Genomic DNA, 19257 nt, shown 5'->3' on the forward strand with positions numbered 1-19257 from the left:
TCAGTCTTCGCCTGCGGTCGCGGCATGTCTGTGACTTTTGTAGCGCGCGCGAGTAACCGAGGTCACTCGTCGTCGGGGTTCCACGTCTGGTCGTGGAGTCCGGTGGGGTCGAGGATGTGGACACGGTCCGCCGAGGTCGCGACCAACCGGGCCAGCCGGAAGTCCCGCAGTACGCGCGCCACCACCTCACGGACCGAACCGACGGCATCCGCGAGTTCCTGCTGGGACACGCGGGCGACGAGCTCGCCGCGCGGACTCTGCTGGGTGGACGCCAGGTCCAGCAGGTGAGCAGCGACGCGCTGCCGCACGGTGCCGAAGGCGTTGACCGCTGTCTGCTGCAGGTTCTCGTACAGGCGGCGACTGAGTTCCTCCGCCATCGCCCACGCGACCCGGCTGTCGTCCCGCGCCGCGGTCGTCAACAATCCGGCGTCTATCCGGAACAGGGTGGAGTCGGCCAACGTCTGTACGCCGACGTCCGCCGGACCGCCGACCAGGACGGCAACTCCGAGTACGTCGCGAGGACGCGCGTACCGGACTGTCACCTGACGGCCCTCCGGCGACGACATGTACACGCGAAGCAGCCCATGGACGACCAGCAGCGCCCGCGGCGCCGACCGCTCCCGGTAGAGCGTGCTACCGGCCGGGAAATCGATCCGATCACCCGTGGTCAGCAGCCGCCCGACGAGCTCGGCCGGCAGTCCGCCGAGGAAGCTCCCGGCCATCGCCGCGGCCACATCCTCATCACCCACGCCCTAAGCATCCACCGGATTGCTTCAAAGGGATGTTCTTTCGAGGGGTATGTACGTTTTGGCCTCGATTTCTCCTCCGGGGTAAGTGAGGGGGAGTTATGAGCATTCGGGGGCGTGTGTGGTCGTTGGCCGTGCTGTCGTGTTTGGTCGTCACGAGTTGTGGGTCGACCACGGCTCGCTCGGTTGACGCCGCCCCGATCCCGTCTGCCGCGCGGAGCAGTTCGGTACGACCGACGCCGGGCGGGAGTTCGGTGAAGACCTGGACGCCTGTGCCGCCGTCGACACCAGCTCCGACAGGGACGTCGTCGACTGGATCGGGCAGTACTACAACCCCGCCGGGGCAGACGCCGCAGCCAGGGCAGACGTCGCAACCGGGGCAGACGTCGCAACCGGGGCAGACGTCGCAGCCGGGGCAGACGTCGCAGCCGGGGCAGACGTCGCAGCCAGGTCACACGAACTCGCCCCGACCAGGCCATACGTCCCCGAGCCAACCAGGTGCGACGTTCTCGACAGGACCAGGTAAGACGTCCTCGACAGGACCAGGTCAGACCACGTCGACGCAGCCGGGCCAGGGGCGGTCGTTCCCTCGGAAGGTCGCGGTTGCCAAGGTGACCTGGGTGCCGTTCGGCCCAGCCGCCGCGGACTCGCCGCCGCCGATGGAGTGGTTCGGCCGGACGCATCGGGCCGTCCTGGCCACCGGTACGGAACGCGTACGGCGCTGCGAGGACTTGGCCGCCGTGGAAGGCGACACGCTCGGACGGATGCGGTCGGCGTACCGAGGTGTGGGCGAAGCCTGTCTGGGTGCTCTGAGCGGTGATTCGACCCGCTGGACCGCGGCCATCGCCTACTTGAACCAGTCCCGGCAAGCCCTCGCCGGCCAACCACAGAGCTGCTTGGAGCACTCGGTGGTGTCGCTGCTCGAGCGACTCGTTTCCGCACACCGTGCGCAGCCGAGGGCTCGGCTGGACCTTGTCCCGTCGGCAGGAACGGCCTGCCCGTGGGGCATCGACAAGCTGGAGCTCCGGGATCCCATCGAGACCGCTCCCGGGAAGGTCGCGGGACCGGTGACCGGTGGGACCGAAGTGAAAATCGTCGGCGCGGGTCTGGTGCAGGTGTCCGAGGTGTACTTCGGTGACGTCAAGGCGACCAAGTTCACCAGTGGCAACGACTTTGCGGGCCAGTTCATGTACGCGTGCTCGCCGCCGGGTGTCGGTCCCGGGGAGGTCCGCATCACGGTCAAGTCGCCGGGTGGTCGTCGTACCAGCCCTTCGGGTGCGGTCTTCGAATACGCGGCGGGTCTGCCCGCGCCAACCACCGACTGTGGGTCCTAGGGGGAGAAGTTGTCCACAATCAGACGACGCCACGGGAGCGCTCCACAAACAAGGCCCGAGTCAGGTCATGAAGGGCTTGATGTCCTGAGGTCGGCGCTCAACCTGGTGAGCGTCTTCGGTCCGCCGCTGACGGTGGCCACCGCGTTGCTCGTCTACTTCGGCTGGGCGAGGAGCGATGAGCAGGCCCGTGAGCTGGGGCTCGAGGAGAGCGTGCTCGGCATGTCCACGCGCGACTACGTACTCAGAAGCATCGACACACTCTTCGTGCCGCTGCTGGTGGTCGGCGGTGTCGGGATCGCGTGGTTGCTTGCACACGAGCAGATCTCGGCGGCGATCGATCACGGCCGAGATCTGCCCCGCTGGCGCAAGGGCTTCCGATGGTTGAGGTTCAGCTGGTTCGCGCTGCCGGCGCTCGGCCTGATCGCGGGTTTGGTGTGGCCGAGGTGGTTGGAGCTGATTGTGCCGCTGGCGATGGCCGTCGGCATCCTGATCACCAGCTACGCATCGGTGATGTGTCGCCGGATCGACGCTCTGACTCTGGCTGACGGTGAAGGCGGCCGGCTCGCGAGGTGGCATTGGCCGCTGATGAAACTGCTTGTCGGAGCGCTGGTCGCACTCACGATCTTCTGGGAGTTGTCGATGTTCGCGGGCGTGGTCGGGCGCGGGCTCGCCCATCAGATCGTGGCCGGTCTCGACGACCGTACGGGCGTTGTCGTGTACAGCAAGCAGGACATCCAGCTCGGCGGCCCCGGAGTGACGAAGTACCGGATCACCGAGCCCTCGTCCGCCTACGGCTTCCGGTACGACGGCCTCCGCCTACTCCAGCGAACCGGCGACAAGTTCTACCTCCTACCCGTCGGCTGGCGAACCGCCGCCGACGGCGTCATAGCCCTCCCGGACGACGGCTCGGTACGCGTCGAATTCAGTACGGCTGGGTCGTCGGCAGGCGATCTCAGCCGATAGCAGTACAGATAGTTAGCGAGGGGAGTGTCATGGCCAGTCCTGAGGCAAGGACTTATCGAAACGTGCGGCTCGCGATGATTGCCGTTCTGGTGCTGTTGACCGTGTCGGTACTGATCGAGCAGTCCAAGACAAAGCCGCGATGCTGGCAGGAGTCGATCAGTGCGTACTACTACACACCTGCCCACGCGGTGTTCGTCTGCTCGGTGCTCGCGATCGGTGTCTGCATGATCGTGCTCAAGGGGAATACGAAGCTGGAGGACGTTCTGCTGAATATCGGTGGGATGTTCGCGCCGGTCGTGGCGCTGGTGCCGACGCCAGGAGCAGGAACCTGCTGGTCGGAGAAATACACGCCGAGCAACGTGTCGCCGAACATCGCCAACAACATTTGGGCCTTGTTCGCCGCGGGCGGGCTGGCTCTGCTGCTGTCGTTGTGGATCAGGAGCGATGCGAAGCGCAAGGCCAAGGCGATCGAAGGCGCTGGCGGCGTGGAGGAGGAGCAGTGGGGCAAGCCGCAGAACAGAGCACTGGTGGCATCGGGTCTGATCCTCATCGCAGGTGTCCTGTGGTTCGCAGTGTCTCGCTCCAGCTTCGAGGGCAAGGCGCATTACGTGGCTGCGGTCGCCTTCTTCGTACTGATCATCTGGATCGTCGGGCTGAATGCGCTCCACGCACCCCGCAATCCCGAGACCGGCCAGAGGCTGAAGCGGCGAGTGACCTGGATCTACCGGGCGATTGCCGCCTTGATGGCGATCTGTGTCATCTACAGTTTCGTCGGCTGGTGGCGGGACTGGACATACTCGCTGCTGCACGTCGAGATCGCCTTGATCCTGCTGTTCCTCGCCTTCTGGGTCACGCAGACCAAGGAACTCTGGACGCCCGGCGTGCGACCACCCGACCCCGGTGCAGACCGCGAAAGCGAGGAGGCAGATGTGTCGGCTCAGTGACCTCTCGCTGGGTGCGCGCCTCAACGCCCTCCCGGGCTGACGCCGCGCGAATGGGCTAGCCGAGTTGGCCGGGTTGGTAGTTGCCGCCGGGCTGCTGGAAGGTGACCATCATGCGGTTGAAGGCGTTGATGAGGGCGATCTGGCAGACCAGAGCGGTGAGTTCCTCTTCGTTGTAGTGCTTGGCCGCGGTTTCCCAGACGTCGTCGGTGACTCCGGTGCCGTCGGCGAAGCGGGTGCACTGCTCGGTGAGTTCGAGCACGGCTCGCTCCGCGTCGGTGAAGACGGTTGTTTCGCGCCAGGCGGCGACCAGGTTCACCCGGAGCGGCGTCTCGCCCGCGTGCAGGGCTTCCTTCGTGTGCATGTCGAGGCAGCCGCCGCAGCCGTTGATCTGGCTGGCCCGGATGTTGACGAGTTCTATGGTTGCCATCGGCAACGTCGAGCCGGCGACGGCCTTGTGGGCCGACACCAGGTGCTTCGCGATCTTCGGGCCGAGGATGGTGGCCTGAGGGTTCAGCCGGGGCATGTCGATCTCCTTCGTCGTTGGTAGAGGTTCTACTCACTTCGACGAGATCGCCGTCCAAGAGGTAACAGGCCCCGAGAACCGGCGGCCCGTGCAGGGCGCGAGTGCGGCTAGTGGGCTGGGGTTAGCGCTGCGGCGTGTTTGCCGGTGGTCAGGGATTGGCCTTGGTCGATCATTTGTTCGGCGAGGCGGTCTACCGCGCAGGAGAAGGCTTCGGAGTTGTCGGGGTCCCAGTCGGTGAGGCGGTCGAGCATCCAGGTCCGGAAGGCGCCGACGAAGCGCTGGAACATCTCCAGGCCGGCTGTCGTGAAGCGGTACTGGCCGAGGGTTTCGGAGAGGTAGCCGTCGGCAACCAGTTGGGCGGCCAGGGGCTCGAAGACGCCCGGTGGGACGCGGAGGTCGCCGGTGATCTCGGCCAGGGTGGCCGAGCCGCTGTCGGCTCCGCCGCGGAAGACACGCATGATCATCCAGGCCTCGGCGACGTTCAGCGGGATGCCAGACTGCGCGAGTACCTCGGGGGCAGGGTTGCGTTTGTGGTGTTGTACGACGAGAGCCGCAAGCTTCTCGAGTTCGCGCTCGGAGTCGAACGAGGCGGGCGCGGCGAAGTTCTCGCCGACGTCGCTGGCGGCCATCCGGGCGGTGTCGCGCAGCGGGACCTCCTTCAGGAGCAACGCGGTCAGGAACCCGAGCGCCGCGACGGGCACGGCCCAGAGGAAGACGACATGGAGGGAGTCGGCGTACGCGGCGGTGACCAAGGAGCGCGCAGGCTCCGGCAAGTTCCGGACACCGTCGACGGTGGTCGCGAGCCGGGGGTCAATCTGAGCTGTTTGGACGGCAGGACCAAGATTCTGAGGCAGTTGGTGGGTGTAGATCGACCCGAACACCGCGACACCGAACGAGCTGCCCATCGTGCGCAGGAAGCTCACCCCGGACGTCGCGACGCCGAGGTCCGTGTAGTCGACCGTGCTCTGGACGACCACGGTCGGCACCGGCATGCACAGTCCGACGCCGATTCCGAGCACGAGCATGAAGCCGGCGATCTCGATATACGGGGTTTGGTTATCGAGAAGGGATAGGAGGAAGAGCCCGAAGCCGATCAGCACGGTCCCGATGATCGGGAACAGCCGATACCGGCCGGTCTTGCTGATGGTCTGGCCGACCACCACCGACGCGACCAGCAGGCCACCGACGAGCGGCAGCATCTGCAAGCCGGACTCGGTCGCCGAGGCACCGTGGACGAACTGCAGGTACGTCGGCAGATACGTGACTCCACCGAGCATCGCGAACCCGATGATGAAGCTCAACACCGCGCACACCGTGAACACACCGGACCGGAACAACCTCAACGGCAGCAAGGGTTCCGCGGCCCGTTGTTCCACCACGACGAACAGCCCCAAGGCGGCCACCGAACCGACCGCCATCGCGATGATGACCGGCGACGTCCAGGCGTACTCGTTGCCGCCCCAGGTCGTCACCAGCGTCAGCCCGGTCGCGGCGAGCCCGATGAACAGGATGCCGAGGTAGTCGATCTTCGGACTGACCGCCGCCTTCACCGACGGCAACGTGATCGAGGCAACGATCAGTACGACGATGCCGAGCGGGATGTTCACGTAGAACGCCCACCGCCAGCTCAGGTGGTCGACGAACAGTCCACCGAGCAGCGGACCGGCGACGGTCGAGACGCCGAAGACCGAACCCATCACGCCCTGGTACTTGCCGCGTTCACTCAGCGGTACGACGTCCGCGATCACCGCCATCGCGGTCACCATGATTCCGCCGGCCCCGAGGCCCTGGATGGCCCGGGAGCCGACCAGCCACAGCATCGAGTCGGCCATCCCGCACAGGGCGGAGCCGGCGAGGAACAGCACGACGCTGATCAGGAACATCGGCTTGCGCCCGTACAGGTCGCCGAACTTCCCGATCAACGCGGTCATGATCGTCTCGGCCAGCAGGTACGACGTGACCACCCAGGAGAGGTGGTTGGCGCCGCCCAGGTCGCTGACGATGGTCGGCAGCGCGGTCGCCACGATCGTCTGATCGAGAGCCGCGAGCAGCATTCCGAGCATGATCGCGACCACGACCGCGTTCCGGGTGGCGCGTCCGACGGGCTGAGCCTCGGTGTCCATGAGCCGAATGTAGCTATCTCCGGACGGACTGTGACCACGAAATGACGGAGATCTGGTGACGAAACACGGGTCCGTACCATGGGTGGGTGCCGTCGACACTGCCCGAGGGGGAGGTTGCGCCCCGGGATGGGTCGCTGCCCGAAGCCGCCGTCCGCGAGGCCGGATCACGCCCGCTGGGCTTCTACCTGCATGTCCCGTTCTGCGCGTCCCGCTGCGGGTACTGCGACTTCAACACCTACACCGCGAAGGAACTGGGCGGTGGCGGATCGCAGGCGTCGTACGCCGACACCGCGGTCGGCGAGGTCCTGCAGGCGCGGCGAGTCCTCAAGGACCTGGACCGTCCGGTCGACACCGTGTTCTTCGGTGGGGGTACGCCGACTCTGCTGCCGGCTCGTGATCTCGGGAAGATGCTGGCCGCGGTCCGGGACGAGTTCGGTCTGGCGCCCGGCGCCGAGGTGACGACGGAGGCAAACCCGGAGTCGGTGGATCCGGCGTACCTCGAGGCACTGCTCGAAGCCGGGTTCACGCGCGTGAGCTTCGGGATGCAGAGCGCGTCGTCGAAGGTGCTCCGGATCCTCGATCGGCAGCACACGCCGGGCCGGGCGCTGGAGGCGGTGAAGGAGGCGTCGGCGGCCGGGTTCGAGCACGTGAATCTGGATCTGATCTATGGGACACCAGGTGAGACGATCGATGAGTGGCGGGCCTCCTTGGAGTCCGCGTTGTCGGCGCAGCCGGATCATGTCAGCGCCTACGCGCTGATCGTCGAGGACGGCACCCAGTTGGCACGCCGGGTACGGCGAGGCGAGCTGCCGATGCCCGATGACGACGACCTGGCCGACAAGTACGTGATGGCGGACGAGATGCTCTCCGCTCAAGGCCTGAACTGGTACGAGGTGTCCAACTGGGCTCGCACCGAGGACGCGCGCTGCCGGCACAACGAGCTCTACTGGCGCGGCGACACCTGGTGGGGGATCGGCCCGGGCGCGCACAGCCACGTCGGTGGCGTCCGCTGGTGGAACGTGAAGCACCCCAGCGCGTACGCCGAACGCCTCGACGCCGGCGTCAGTCCGGCGTACGCCCGGGAAACCCTCGACGCCGAGACCCGCCGGGTGGAGCGCGTGCTCCTCGAGGTCCGACTGGCCGCCGGGCTTCCGCTGGACGTGCTGGACGACGCCGGGCGAGCTGCAGCCGGACAGCTGCCGGACCTGGTCGAGCAGCGGGACGACCGGCTGGTCCTGACCAGGAAAGGCCGGCTGCTGGCCGACGCGGTGGTGCGGGACCTGCTGCCGTAAAGTGATTACTCACAGCGAACTCCCAGGCGGCGGCGCACTGGGTAATCGGTGTGGTTCGCAGCGTGACAACGGCTGACCGCAGGTACTGACCTGGAAAGTGCCGTGTCTCAGCGTGACGGCCGAGTGCTTGACATATCCAGCCGGAACGCTGAAAACTCAGCACACTTTCGCGATCCGAGAGCGCTCTCAACTCCGTCCAGTTCAGGGGAGCTTTCCCATGCGGCCCAGTGCCCGCGTCCGCCCCATAGCAGTCCTGCTTGCCTGCGGTACGGTCCTGCTGGCCGCCGCCTGTGGTGGGCCCGGCGGTTCCGATGCCTCCGGCAACAAAGGTGACGAGCCGAAGATCGAGCTCACCATCGCCACCTTCAACGAGTTCGGCTACGAGGACCTCTACCGCGAGTACGAGGCGCAGCACCCGAACATCAAGATCGTCGAGCGCCGCGCCCCGACCGTGGACGCGCACATCAAGAACCTGGAGACCAACCTGGCCTCCGGTTCCGGGATGGCCGACATCGAGGCGATGGAGGTCAGCTGGATCTACAAGTACCTCGCCAAGGCGGACCAGTTCGTCGACCTGCGCGACTACGGCGCCAACGACCTCAAGGACCGCTGGCTGGACTGGAAGGTGGCCGGCGCGACCACCCAGGACGGCAAGGTCCTCGGCTACGGCACCGACATCGGGCCGGAGGCGATCTGCTACCGCCGGGACCTGTTCGCGAAGGCCGGGCTGCCCACCGACCGGGCGCAGGTGGCCAAGTTGTTCGCGGACTGGCCGTCGTACTTCGCCACTGGGCGGACGTTCAAGCAGAAGGTGCCCGGCTCGGCCTGGTACGACTCCGCGGTGCTGACCTGGGAAGCCATGCGCAACCAGCTGATCCAGGCCTACTACTCCAACCAGGACCGCTTCCTCGGCGCGGAGAACCCGCTGCTGAAGCGGACCTGGAACCAGGTGGTCGAGGGCAGCGAGGACGGACTGTCCGCCCGGTTGCCGGCCTGGAGCGACCCGTGGAACCAGGCGTTCCGCACCGACAAGTTCGCGACGATCGCCTGCCCGGGCTGGCTGCTCGGCGTGATCCAGGACAACGCCGGCACGTACGGCAAGGGCAAGTGGGACGTCGCCGACGTCTTCCCCGGCGGGGGCGGCAACTGGGGCGGGTCCTACCTGACCGTGCCGAAGCAGTCGCAGCAGCCGGCCGAGGCGGCTCGGCTGGCCGCCTGGCTGACCGCGCCGGAGCAGCAGGTCAAGGTGTTCAAGAAGGTCGGTTCGTTCCCGTCCACGTTGGATGCGTACAGCGACCCGCAGGTGAAGTCTCAGGTCAATGCCTACTTCAACAGCGCGCCAGTGGGCCAGATCTTCATCAACCGGGCCAGGAACGTGATCCTCAAACAGCACAAGGGTCCGCGCGACGGCGAGATCAACCAGGTCTTCAGCGCGGCCCTCGCCCGCGTCGACGAAGGCAAGCAGGCACCGGACGCAGCCTGGAAGCAAGCCCTCGACCTGGCCGACAAAGCGGCCAACACACGCAAGAGCGGTTAGGCACCACGCACTGGACACGGCCAATTCCTGACGCGCATTCGACCGGGTAAGTACTACGGTGTGAACGCAAGCCCACCAACCTCGGGAGGACCGATGAACGAGTCTGGTTCTCCGACGTTGGAGCAGGTCGCCGCGCTCGCCGGAGTGTCCCGGGCGACCGTGTCGCGGGTCGTGAACGGATCGCCCAAGGTGCTGCCGGACACGGTGGCCGTGGTCGAACGCGCGATCGGCCAGCTCGGCTACGTGCCGAACCGGGCCGCCCGTGCGCTGGTCACCCGCCGGACCGACTCGATCGCGATCGTCGTACCGGAGCCGGACAGCCGGGTGTTCTCCGACCCGTTCTTCGCCGGCATGTTGCGCGGCGTGAGCATGACGCTGGCGCCGACCTCGTCGCAGCTCGTGCTGCTGATCGAGCCGGCCGAGGGAGACGACCAGCGCCTGCTGCGGTACCTGCGCGGCGGGCACGTCGACGGCGCGATCATCATCAGCCACCACGGCCGGGACAACGTGCTGCAGGAGCTCGCGCAGTTGCCCCTGCCGATCGTGTTCAGCGCTCGTCCGCTCGGCGTCGACGTACCGGTCGCGAGTGTGGACGTGGACAACGTCGCCGGTGCCCGGACCGGGGTCGAGTACCTGCTGTCGATCGGCCGCCGGAAGATCGGAACCGTCGCCGGTCCGCTCGACATGACCGCGGGCCTGGACAGGCTGACCGGGTACCAGGACGTGATGAAGGAAGCCGGACTGCCGCAAGCCATTGCGTACGGCGACTTCACCGCCGACGGTGGTGAGCAGGCGGCCCTCCGGCTGCTCGACGAGCACCCCGATCTGGACGGGCTGTTCGTCGCGTCGGATCTGATGGCGACCGCGGCGCTCCGCGTCCTGTCGCAGCGTGGCCGGCGGGTGCCGGGTGACGTCGCGGTGGTCGGGTTCGACGACTCGGTGCTGGCGACCACGACGACGCCGAAGCTGACCACGGTCCGTCAGCCGGTCGAGCAGCTCGGTGCCCGGCTGGCCGAGATCCTGCTGGCCAAGATCGGCGGCGCCGACCTGCGCAGCCCGGAGATCTACGACACCGAACTCATCGTTCGTGACTCCGCCTAGGAACTGCTGTTCCAGGTCCTGCCGGATCTGAGGGTTTGTGAGGCCCATCTGAGGGGTTTCCTCGGATGTGGCTGCCTGGGGTGCGGGCTGAGGGTGAAGGGGTAGCGGCGATCCGCGCCGCACAGTCCCCTGGGAGAAGTCATGAACCGCAAGCACTACTCAGCCCTCGCAGTGTCCGCACTCGCGATGGGCACCGTCGTCCTCACCGCAACCGAGGCGTCGGCGACGCAGCAAGACCCGCAGCCCAGACCAACGTCGCAGCCGGCGCCTTGGCCGGACGAAGGGTCAGGCTACCCGGGCGCGGAGGACACGACTCCGGAGTACAACCACCCGAACTACGACCCGAAGTACGAGGTGCCCGCCCCCGCCAAGGCCGCCACGACCAATGCGGCGTCGGTACAGAGCAAGTCCGACGACAACGGAGTCGAGTTCCTGCAGTCGGGCGCGTCCGCGCTCGGTGGTGCGGCCGTCGCTCTGAGCGGCGTCTGGCTGTACCGCCGTCGCCAACTGCACACTGCCTAGCCTGGCAAAGCGAAGCCCTGACGTGAGGGGGAGGGACCGATGTCAGGAATCGTTCAGCTACTGATGGTCGGAGTGGCTCTGGGCTTGGGTGCCCTGGTTCTGGTCAGCGTGCGTCGTCGCGGTGACCAGGACCAGGAGCAGGCGACCGAGATCGAGAACTGGCGCCGGGTGAACGCCGAAGTGGTCTCGGTCCTGCGCACCAGCACCCGCACCTTCCTGCTGGTGCGCTACGTGGTCGGGACCTCGCTGATTCACAACGACGTCCTGTACCCGCTCGAGGACGCGGTGCCCCACGCCGGTCAGCGGGTCCCGATCAGGTGCGACCCGCTGGCGCCCGCGAAGGCGGTGTTCGATCGGGAGGCGTACGCCCGTACGCCGCCGAAGGTGGCCGGTCCGGCCTGATCGGGTCAGACTGGGAGCCGTGGGAGGGCCGGCGGTCGCGCGCTTGCCCGGGATGGTCGGCCGGATCGAGGAACGCGGGGTTCTGGGAGCGGCCATCCGGGGAGCGGTCGAAGGACGACCGTGTGCGGTGTTCGTGCACGGAGAGGCCGGCGTGGGCAAGACCCGTCTCGTCACCGCTGTATGTGACGAAGCGGCCGCGCAAGGCATCGCGGTTCTCTGGGGCCGATGCGTACGGTTCGGCGCCGTGGACGCGCCGTACATTCCGCTGATCGGCGCGTTGGAGGGCTGGCTCGAATCGGCCGAGCCTCGCGAGCGGTCCGCCGTACTCGATGCGGTCCCGGCTGCGGGCGAGTTGTTGCCTTCACTGGGCGGCCGCACGTCCGACAGCGCGGTCCGGCTGTTGTCCGTGGTGGATGCGCTGGTCCAGGCGATCGCTTCACATGGTCCGACAGTGCTGGTGGTGGACGACGTGCAGTGGGCCGATCTGGCCTCACGCGATGCGCTCGCCTACCTGGTCGCCGGCTTCCGCGGTCAGCGGCTGGCCGTTCTGACCACTTACCGGGACGAGGAAATGATGTCTGGTGATCCGATGCATACGTGGCTGGCCGACCTGCGCCGGCTGCCGTCGGTCACCGATCTGCGGCTGGACCGGCTGAGCTGGGACGAGACCGAGCAACAGTTGGCACTCCTGCTGGGTGGTCCGCCGCACCGCCAGTTGGTGGACCAGGTCGTACGCCGGTCCGACGGCAATCCGTACCTCACCGAACTTCTCGTGCAAGGGCTGACGAGCAGTGCCGAAGGACTCCCCACTGATCTCGCTGCGGAGCTGACCGGAGCCCTGCTCGCGGCCTGGCATCGCCTGTCGATCCCGGGGCGCGAGGTCATGCGGTTGATGGCGGTTGCCGGGCGACCGACGTCGATCGACGACCTGCGGGAGGTCGCCGCGGCGCGGGGGATCGACCGCGACGCGTTGACCCGTGCATTGACCGAGGCGACGAACGCCGGCATCAGCGTGGCGCAAGGGCACGACCTGTGCTGGTTCCGGCACCCGCTGCTCGCCGAGCTGCTCTATGCGACGTTCGTTCCCGGTGAGGCCGAGCCGGTGCACGCCGCCTGGGCCGCGACACTGGAGTCCCGTCCTGCCGGCGGCCTCGACGAGTTGCAGCGGCAGAGCGATCTGGCCTTGCACTACGAGCGCGCACGCGACCTGGAGGCCTGTCTCGAGGCGTCGCTGCGAGCCGCTGATCTGGCCAGAGGCATCAGATCGCCGCGGGAGGAAGCGGTTCATCTCCGCCGTGCGGCCCGGCTGTGGCCGATGGTCCACCGCGGTGACAGCGAGGAACCGGATCGCGAGGTCGATCTGCTGGAGCGTGTTGCCCGAGCCAACGACCTGCTCGGCGACGGCGAGGCGAGCTTCGCGGCGTGGAGCCGCACCCTCGAGCTCGTCGACGAGCGCACCGACCCACTGCGCGCATGCCGGCTGCTGCGGCGATGGGCGGATTCGGCCTGGGCCACTGGCAGAACCAAGGGCAGACCGGTCGCGGAGGCAGAGCATGCAGTCGACCTAAGCCGGCCGTTCCCCGACAGCGACGAGTACGCCGATGCGCTGGCGTATCTCAGTTGGTGTCAATGGTGGAACAACGAGCTGGAGCTCTCCCGAACGTACGCCGAGGACGCCGTCGAGGCAGCCCATCGATCACAATCCAACGCGGCGCTGAGCCTGGCGTACGCGGTCCGTGGCAACGGCGATGTCCGCAGCAAGCACTCCGACTCCGACACCGCGGAAGGCCTGCGGTTCGCCAAGCTGACCGGCGACCCGGAACTGACGTGGCGGGTTCTCGTGATCAGGCACAACTACCTGGAACGGCGAGGTCGCGTGACGGACTGCGTCGACGTCACTCGGGAGTTCCTCCCCATCGCTCTCAACGTCGGCGCCTTCTCGGTCGCGGGCTTCGCCGCCGGACTGCTGGCCCATCACCTCTTGATGCTGGGACGCCTCCCCGAAAGTAGTGCCGTCATCCGCGAAGGGCTCTCCCTGGCGGCGCTGCCGAACGCGAGTGCGATGGTCCGGTTGGGCGCAGCCTCGCTGGCGGTACGACGCGGCGAACTGGACGTCGCCGGCTTGCATCTCCAACGCGCCAGGGAGTTGATGCCGGGCGTCGAGGACCGGGCCGGGTTGTCGGCGCAGCCCGTCCTGGCCGAGTACCTGTTGGCCGCGGGCCAGGCCGAGCAGGCGCTCGACCTGCTGGCGCGCACGATGGTCGTCCAGGTCGCTGACACCCGCGACGCGGACGAGATGCTGGTCTGGGGTGCGCGGGCTGCCGCCGACCTGATGGAGAAGGCGCGGAACCGGAGCGACGGCGCGGATGTCGGCAGAACCCAAGCGGCCTTCGACAATCTCCTCGCCGTCCGGCGAGGCATGCTGCCCGCGCCGTTCGAGGTCATCGGTCCCGAGGACCTGATCCAGCCGGCGCGGGAGGCGCTGTTCACCGCCGAGACGGCGCGCTACAAGGCGGAGAAGCCCACGTCCGCGCTCTGGGCGCAGGCGGTACGCCGGTGTGGCCTGGCCGGACTGCGGTGGGACGAGGCCATGGCCTCCTGGCGATGGGCGCAGGCGTTACTCGAGGAGGGTGCCACCCGGTCCGCGGTCGCCGAACCGCTCAGATCGGCGTACCGCTTCGCGCAGGAGGTCGGCGCGATCCCGCTCCGGCAGCAGGTCGAGACACTCGCCGCCCTCGCCAGGATCCGGCTCGAGGAACCGGCGACAACGGCGCCCGTCCAGGTGCCGGCGCCGTTCGAGTCTTTGACCCGGCGCGAGCAGGAGGTGCTGTCCCATCTGGTCGCGGGCCGGACGTACGCCGAGATCGCGAAGGCGCTGTTCATCAGTGAGAAGACGGTCAGCGTGCATGTGTCGAACCTGCTGCACAAGACCGGGACGTCGTCCCGGCGTGAGGTCGCCGCTCTCGCGGTCAGGCTCGGCCCCGCTACAGCCGGTCGAGAGCCCGGCGCGCGAGACGGCTCCCGGTGACCGGGTGACCGACAGCCGCGCCGTACAAGACGATCTCCGACTCGGTGTCGAGGGCCAGCAGCTTGGACAGCTCGTCGTCCAGGAAGCCGCCGAGAGTGACTGCGCCGAGGTTGAGACCGGTTGCCGCGAGTACGAGGGTCTGCGCCACGTGTCCTGCTTCCAGGAGGAGATAGCGGTAGCCGCGGTCGGCGTACCTGGTCAGGCTGCGTTCACAGACCGCGGACAGCACCAGGACGACCGCGGCTTCGGCTGCCCACGGCTGCCCCAGGAACAGCCGGCTGACCAGAGCCGGGGGCACTGCAGCATCGCGGACCTGTTCGAGGCCGTCGGCGAACGGCACGTAGTGGTAGATCCCGGCGGGTAGGCCGTCCACCGATCGCACCAGCACACTCACCTCGAGCGGGTAGAGCCCACCGGCCGACGGCGGCGCGCGATCGATGATGTGTACCGGGCCACCGTCGGTCACTCCGGTGACGCCGTATCCGGTCCGCAGCAGTGTGGCCAGTTCAGCGAGTCCGAGCGGTCTGTCGCGGAACGCTCGGCATGACACCCGCTCGCGGATCAGGTCGGTCAGCGGTGCGTCGATTGGTACGCCGGGTGGCAACGGGATCCACGGTGCGGTCGGGTCCTCCCGCCCCGGCCCGTGCTGCGCTGAGGTCGTCTGCGGAGTCTCGAGGAGCACGCGGGCGCTGCCACGGTGGTAGGTCCAGGCGAGCGGTTGAGCCTTGCGGAAGGTGGGCATCGGTCGACCTCAGGCGAGTGGGTGTGGGTCGAGGTTCAACTCGTCCAACCGAGCAGGCCGCGGTTGCAGTCCCAACCGGCTTGGCAGCTCCAGCAGCCGGCGTCCACCGAGCCGGGCTTGGCCCGCGCCGAACCAGAGCGGGACGAACCCCGGTACCACCGCGCGCACCACGCGGATCCCGAGGCCGGCCACATCCGGCGGCGTGAGGTCCACGGCGAGTACGTCGGGCGCTACGTCGGCGAGCGACCTGATCAGGTCATCGTTGCTCGGGGCAACGAGTGGTGCGTCCGGCCACGGCTCATGCGGTGCCTGACGGAGGAAGCGCATCCCGGTCGCGGCCGTGTGCGGGTCGGCGTACAGCAAGTCGTGGTCGTCGATGACCGCGACCTTGGACGGCGTGGCGGCCAACTCCGCCATCCGATCCTGGATCGCGGATTCCCGGAGGCGCATGCACAGTATCGGCCGCACTTGCCCGGCCTCGAGCACCGCGGAGCGGGCGGCGACGACCGGATCCAGCGCCGCACTAGCGCCGATCACTGCGGCCGGCGCCTGCTCGGACCACATGATCGCGAGGGCGACCGTCGCCACCGTGTCGGATGGCAACAGATGCACCACGACCTCGACACCGCGACGCTCGTACGACGAGGCGATCGCGCGGGTCTGGTCGTCCGGGACGTCCGCAGCGGCCACACAACGCCCGGGCAGCCGATGCGACCACGCGATCGCGAACGCGTCTCGCTCGACCACTTCGAGCAAGGCGCGCAGCGTCGCGCCGGTTTGGTCGGGCCAGGCCGCGAATCCGTTGGACGTGGCCGGGAACAGTGCGGCTGCAGTCGGCGGACGGTACCCCAGATGCGTTGCCAGCAAGGGGGTCCAGACTTCACCGCCGGTCACCAGTGAGTTCGCCGGCACCCACTCCAGCTCGGTCTCGGGCCGCCAGGGCTGGTACGGCAGAGCGTCGTACTGGTGGTCGGCGAACAGCACGAGGTCGCTTGGATGCACCGCGGGTCGGCCCAGATCGTCGTACGTCGAAGTGATGCGGCGCTCGGGTTGCCAGGTCATCGCGGCGTACCGTTCGAGGGCTTCGCCGAGCGCACCGTCGCGCGCCTGCTGCCGGGTCCAACCCTTACCGGAGCACACCAGGAAGGCAGCATCGCCGGTGTGGAAGTGGGCGTTGGCCAGCTCAGCGCCGGCAATGAAGGGCCGCTCGGGGTCGGTCAGGCCCTTCGGCATCATCTCGAGCCGGCGGACCACACCGCACAAAGAGTCGACCGCGGTTTCAGTTCCGTCGGCCTTCGCCGGCCGACGGCCTTTTTTTGAACAGGCTGGGCAATCCGGGCGCGGCAGGACCGGGTGCAACTTCTCACCGCTGTGCACGTCGAGCGTCAGCACGCCACCGGTCAGCCGCGGTGGCGCGATCGCCAGCGTCAGCGCGAACAACTCCGCCAAGAGCGCGCCGGTGACCATCGGCAACAGCGCCGGCATCACGGGCCTCGCCGCGCCATCCGGGATCCGGCGGGCGTCGAGCTCCTCCTCGAGTGCCATCGCCGCCGCGAAGTCATCCGCGCAGGCCAGGGCACGCATCCGCCAGCACAGGAAGCAGGGGCCCTCACCGGGCAGCACCAGCGGACCGACGGTCGCCTGGGTGCCGCGGAGGTCGGCGTGCACCGTTGGTACGTCCAACATCAGTCCGGTCGTGTTGACCCACTGATGCAGGACCGGCAGCGCGCCATCACCGGCCGCGATCACCAGATCCGCACCCGTCATCAGGGCCGGCAGTTCGTCGCGCTGTCCTGGATACGGAACGCGGACCATCCGGTCAGGTTGGATCCCTGAGCCCGTCAAGGCGACGTGCAGGGCGTCAGTGATGTCCGCGCGCCCGATCAGTACGACGCGAAGCGGGGCCAGCCGACTCGCGAGCACCTCCTGCTCGCGAGGTGACGACGACACCACGGACAGCCAATCTGGAACCGGGGCCGCCCGCAACGAGGTCATCCGCCGAGATCAGCGAACCGCTGCACGGCGCCGGCGTCGTACCCACCGACCGCGCCCGATCCAACGGCCGGCTCGAAGATCCCCACCATCGCGCACCGCACGACTCTGCCGAAGAAGGCGGTCGGTCCGGTCGCTTCCTCAGCGCCCCCGAGACTGAGACCAGAGCCGAGCGCCAGGATGTCGCGGACCTTGACGTAGGCCTTCAGATCATCATCGGTAATCGTCTGCAACTGGTTCTGCAGTTCGACGATCTGCTTTTTGAGTTCGATCACATCCTGCGGAGTCGCCATGTTTCCCCCCTGTTGTCTGTCTCGAGTATCAGCCCGGCGTCGGCCGCCCGTCGAGGGTTAAGGAGGGTCATTCTGGAACTGGAACTGCACCCGGACCGAGTCGTCCAGCGGTACGACGACCGTCGTATTGGACGCGGTCCAGTTCTGCGGCACCAGGAAGAGTCGATCCTCGCCGACCACCAGCAGGCGCAGACCGCGGTACCGATAGTTGAACGTCTGCCCGGCACCGGAACGGAGCGCAGTCTCCTCGATACCCGGTGACCTCAGCGCCAGCTTCTCCTTCGTGTCCAGAATGACCACAGGAAAGCGATCCAGGTGCCGCGCATCGGATTTCGCCAGCCCACGCCCGGAGTACTGCGCCGTCGTCGCGGTCGCCCAGAACGCACACGTCACCGTGACGAGAGCGAGCAGCGCGATCAGCACTCGCTGGGTGCCGAGCTGCGGATCGACCTTGCGGCGCAGGTACGTAAGGTACGCGAGCGCCGCCGCGGCCAGACCGATCACCGCCGGCACGATCAAGGCGTAGTACGGAAGGCTCCCGATCAACGGATACGCGAGTAGCCCGGCCACACCCAGCACCAGTACGACGACAGCCAGTTGAGCGGCTCGCCGTACGCCGGAAGCCGTCGGATGAATCGCGTTGTGCAAGAGCAGCCCGGCAACCGCGAGCAATGTGATCACGAGCAGCGGCACCAGCAACGGCTGCGGACTTCGCATCACGTAGTCCTGCGTACTCAGGCCAATGGTGTCGACGTCGATTCCGAAGTACGCGTACTGCGACCGCGACGAGACGTACCCGAAGTAGAACAACAACGCACTGATCAGCGTCACCGGCGCAACGATGCCGGTGGCGAAACTCACCCAGCGCTCAGCCTGGGACCGTTCGTCAGCCATCGCTGGACGGAGTCTCGGACGGCGACTCCGCCTCGGTGGTCGTGGTCGCGGTCGGTTCCCCCAGGTCCTGCGAGTCGAAGCCGATCTGGCTTCCGCCGTGGCCCTCCAGGGAGCTGCAGTCCTTCGCGCTTGCGCAGGTGGCCGTTGCCGCAATGATCAGCGTGACGTGCTGTCCAGACGTCTTCGTCACCTGCCGGACTCCGACGTAGCAAGGACCGGAGTCGGGTTGGAGGCGATACTTGGCGCACGACGGGCCATGACTGCCGCAGGCAGACTGGTGGATGTCGAAGACGCCGCCCGGCTTGAGCTCGGGAGTGCCGAACGTCATCGTGGTGCCGGCCGGAAGCTGCAGCCCGGTCAGAGTGACCCCGGTGCACTGGTCGGCGGGATCGTCCGGCTGGCCGCCGTCGGCACCTGGTCCGATCGGTGCCTCGGCGATCCGGATCGACGGCTGCTTCCGGGTCGGCTGGGCGGTTTCGGGGTCGGTTGGCTCGGGGCCGGGCTCCGGTTCGGTGCTTGGTTCGCTGCTTGGCTCAGTCCTTGGCTCGGTGGTCGTCCCGGTCGTCGGTTTGGTGGTCGTCCCGGTTGTCGGACGGCTGGTCGGCCCGGTCGTCGGATCGGTGGTCGTCCCGACTGTCGGACCGGTGGTCGTTCCGGTTGTCGGACTGGTCGTCGGAACGCTGGTGGTGCCGGTGGGCGTACCGGTCGTCGTTCCCGTTGTCGTCTCGGTGGTGGGAGAGTCGGTCGTTGACTCGGACCGGTTGCTGGGCTTGCCGGAGCAGGCGCCGAGGACAGCCAGGATCCCGATTGCTGCGATCATC

At 67.7% G+C, this 19257-nt stretch carries 17 protein-coding genes; 9 read left to right on the forward strand and 8 right to left on the reverse strand.

Annotation, left to right across the window (positions count from 1 at the left end; all coding sequences use genetic code 11):
- Positions 1 to 62: 62 nt before the first annotated feature.
- On the reverse strand, positions 63 to 749 hold the full coding sequence (locus AB0E63_RS18945; RefSeq protein ID WP_360367323.1) for a Crp/Fnr family transcriptional regulator: 687 nt from the start codon (positions 747 to 749) through the stop codon (positions 63 to 65).
- A 617-nt stretch (positions 750 to 1366) separates the two neighbouring features.
- On the opposite strand from AB0E63_RS18945, the gene AB0E63_RS18950 reads away from it, so the two are divergent.
- The 3 genes from AB0E63_RS18950 to AB0E63_RS18960 all read left to right on the forward strand — a co-directional run bounded on the left by AB0E63_RS18950 (position 1367) and on the right by AB0E63_RS18960 (position 3987).
- Positions 1367 to 2080, forward strand: a complete 714-nt coding sequence (locus AB0E63_RS18950; protein ID WP_360367326.1) for an IPT/TIG domain-containing protein — start codon at positions 1367 to 1369, stop codon at positions 2078 to 2080.
- A 105-nt stretch (positions 2081 to 2185) separates the two neighbouring features.
- Positions 2186 to 3043 (forward strand): hypothetical protein, encoded by an 858-nt coding sequence (locus AB0E63_RS18955; RefSeq protein WP_360367329.1) that lies wholly within the window; start codon positions 2186 to 2188, stop codon positions 3041 to 3043.
- A 74-nt stretch (positions 3044 to 3117) separates the two neighbouring features.
- The gene (locus tag AB0E63_RS18960; protein WP_360367332.1) at positions 3118 to 3987 is read left to right on the forward strand and encodes a hypothetical protein; all 870 of its coding nucleotides are present in this window, start codon (positions 3118 to 3120) and stop codon (positions 3985 to 3987) included.
- 55 nt (positions 3988 to 4042) lie between these two features.
- Here the strand turns inward: AB0E63_RS18960 and AB0E63_RS18965 are convergent, their stop codons facing one another.
- A complete protein-coding gene (locus AB0E63_RS18965) occupies positions 4043 to 4510 on the reverse strand; it encodes a carboxymuconolactone decarboxylase family protein (protein WP_360367335.1) in 468 nt (155 codons plus the stop codon).
- A gap of 107 nt (positions 4511 to 4617) precedes the next feature.
- The gene (locus AB0E63_RS18970) at positions 4618 to 6633 is read right to left on the reverse strand and encodes an MDR family MFS transporter (protein ID WP_360367338.1); all 2016 of its coding nucleotides are present in this window, start codon (positions 6631 to 6633) and stop codon (positions 4618 to 4620) included.
- An 86-nt stretch (positions 6634 to 6719) separates the two neighbouring features.
- On the opposite strand from AB0E63_RS18970, the gene hemW reads away from it, so the two are divergent.
- The 6 genes from hemW to AB0E63_RS19000 all read left to right on the forward strand — a co-directional run bounded on the left by hemW (position 6720) and on the right by AB0E63_RS19000 (position 14515).
- Positions 6720 to 7925 (forward strand): radical SAM family heme chaperone HemW, encoded by a 1206-nt coding sequence (gene hemW / locus AB0E63_RS18975; RefSeq protein ID WP_360367341.1) that lies wholly within the window; start codon positions 6720 to 6722, stop codon positions 7923 to 7925.
- A 217-nt stretch (positions 7926 to 8142) separates the two neighbouring features.
- The gene (locus AB0E63_RS18980; RefSeq protein WP_360367344.1) at positions 8143 to 9462 is read left to right on the forward strand and encodes an extracellular solute-binding protein; all 1320 of its coding nucleotides are present in this window, start codon (positions 8143 to 8145) and stop codon (positions 9460 to 9462) included.
- Between the two features lie 93 nt (positions 9463 to 9555).
- A complete protein-coding gene (locus AB0E63_RS18985) occupies positions 9556 to 10563 on the forward strand; it encodes a LacI family DNA-binding transcriptional regulator (RefSeq protein WP_360367347.1) in 1008 nt (335 codons plus the stop codon).
- Positions 10564 to 10704: 141 nt separating this feature from the next.
- A complete protein-coding gene (locus AB0E63_RS18990; protein ID WP_360367350.1) occupies positions 10705 to 11085 on the forward strand; it encodes a hypothetical protein in 381 nt (126 codons plus the stop codon).
- A 39-nt stretch (positions 11086 to 11124) separates the two neighbouring features.
- Positions 11125 to 11487: a hypothetical protein gene (locus AB0E63_RS18995; RefSeq protein WP_360367353.1), complete on the forward strand. Its 363-nt coding sequence runs from the start codon at positions 11125 to 11127 to the stop codon at positions 11485 to 11487.
- 19 nt (positions 11488 to 11506) lie between these two features.
- Entirely contained in the window at positions 11507 to 14515 is a 3009-nt protein-coding gene (locus tag AB0E63_RS19000) for an AAA family ATPase (protein ID WP_360367356.1), read from the forward strand.
- On the opposite strand, the gene AB0E63_RS19005 is transcribed toward AB0E63_RS19000, so the two are convergent.
- The 5 genes from AB0E63_RS19005 to AB0E63_RS19025 are packed head-to-tail and all read right to left on the reverse strand — an operon-like array spanning position 14472 to position 19256.
- On the reverse strand, positions 14472 to 15257 hold the full coding sequence (locus AB0E63_RS19005) for a SagB/ThcOx family dehydrogenase (RefSeq protein ID WP_360367359.1): 786 nt from the start codon (positions 15255 to 15257) through the stop codon (positions 14472 to 14474). The two genes, AB0E63_RS19000 and AB0E63_RS19005, sit on opposite strands and share 44 nt — an antisense overlap.
- Positions 15258 to 15266: 9 nt before the next feature.
- The gene (locus tag AB0E63_RS19010) at positions 15267 to 17252 is read right to left on the reverse strand and encodes a TOMM precursor leader peptide-binding protein (RefSeq protein ID WP_360367362.1); all 1986 of its coding nucleotides are present in this window, start codon (positions 17250 to 17252) and stop codon (positions 15267 to 15269) included.
- Positions 17249 to 17542, reverse strand: a complete 294-nt coding sequence (locus AB0E63_RS19015) for a hypothetical protein (RefSeq protein WP_360367365.1) — start codon at positions 17540 to 17542, stop codon at positions 17249 to 17251. The genes AB0E63_RS19010 and AB0E63_RS19015 overlap by 4 nt, the downstream gene beginning before the upstream one ends.
- Positions 17543 to 17599: 57 nt before the next feature.
- Positions 17600 to 18436 (reverse strand): hypothetical protein, encoded by an 837-nt coding sequence (locus AB0E63_RS19020; RefSeq protein WP_360367368.1) that lies wholly within the window; start codon positions 18434 to 18436, stop codon positions 17600 to 17602.
- On the reverse strand, positions 18429 to 19256 hold the full coding sequence (locus tag AB0E63_RS19025) for a hypothetical protein (protein WP_360367371.1): 828 nt from the start codon (positions 19254 to 19256) through the stop codon (positions 18429 to 18431). The genes AB0E63_RS19020 and AB0E63_RS19025 overlap by 8 nt, the downstream gene beginning before the upstream one ends.
- Position 19257: the final 1 nt, after the last annotated feature.

This window comes from Kribbella sp. NPDC026596, assembly GCF_040638415.1.
Lineage (GTDB): Bacteria > Actinomycetota > Actinomycetes > Propionibacteriales > Kribbellaceae > Kribbella.

What these genes read in the sequence shown, in the direction of transcription:
- AB0E63_RS18960 (WP_360367332.1), top strand. Translation starts at nt 3,118, where the DNA reads ATGATTGCCGTTCTGGTGCTGTTGACCGTGTCGGTACTGATCGAGCAG.
- AB0E63_RS18965 (WP_360367335.1), bottom strand. Translation starts at nt 4,510, where the DNA reads ATGCCCCGGCTGAACCCTCAGGCCACCATCCTCGGCCCGAAGATCGCG.
- AB0E63_RS18970 (WP_360367338.1), bottom strand. Translation starts at nt 6,633, where the DNA reads ATGGACACCGAGGCTCAGCCCGTCGGACGCGCCACCCGGAACGCGGTC.
- AB0E63_RS18980 (WP_360367344.1), top strand. Translation starts at nt 8,143, where the DNA reads ATGCGGCCCAGTGCCCGCGTCCGCCCCATAGCAGTCCTGCTTGCCTGC.
- AB0E63_RS18985 (WP_360367347.1), top strand. Translation starts at nt 9,556, where the DNA reads ATGAACGAGTCTGGTTCTCCGACGTTGGAGCAGGTCGCCGCGCTCGCC.
- AB0E63_RS18990 (WP_360367350.1), top strand. Translation starts at nt 10,705, where the DNA reads ATGAACCGCAAGCACTACTCAGCCCTCGCAGTGTCCGCACTCGCGATG.
- AB0E63_RS18995 (WP_360367353.1), top strand. Translation starts at nt 11,125, where the DNA reads ATGTCAGGAATCGTTCAGCTACTGATGGTCGGAGTGGCTCTGGGCTTG.
- AB0E63_RS19005 (WP_360367359.1), bottom strand. Translation starts at nt 15,257, where the DNA reads ATGCCCACCTTCCGCAAGGCTCAACCGCTCGCCTGGACCTACCACCGT.
- AB0E63_RS19010 (WP_360367362.1), bottom strand. Translation starts at nt 17,252, where the DNA reads ATGACCTCGTTGCGGGCGGCCCCGGTTCCAGATTGGCTGTCCGTGGTG.
- AB0E63_RS19015 (WP_360367365.1), bottom strand. Translation starts at nt 17,542, where the DNA reads ATGGCGACTCCGCAGGATGTGATCGAACTCAAAAAGCAGATCGTCGAA.
- AB0E63_RS19020 (WP_360367368.1), bottom strand. Translation starts at nt 18,436, where the DNA reads ATGGCTGACGAACGGTCCCAGGCTGAGCGCTGGGTGAGTTTCGCCACC.
- AB0E63_RS19025 (WP_360367371.1), bottom strand. Translation starts at nt 19,256, where the DNA reads ATGATCGCAGCAATCGGGATCCTGGCTGTCCTCGGCGCCTGCTCCGGC.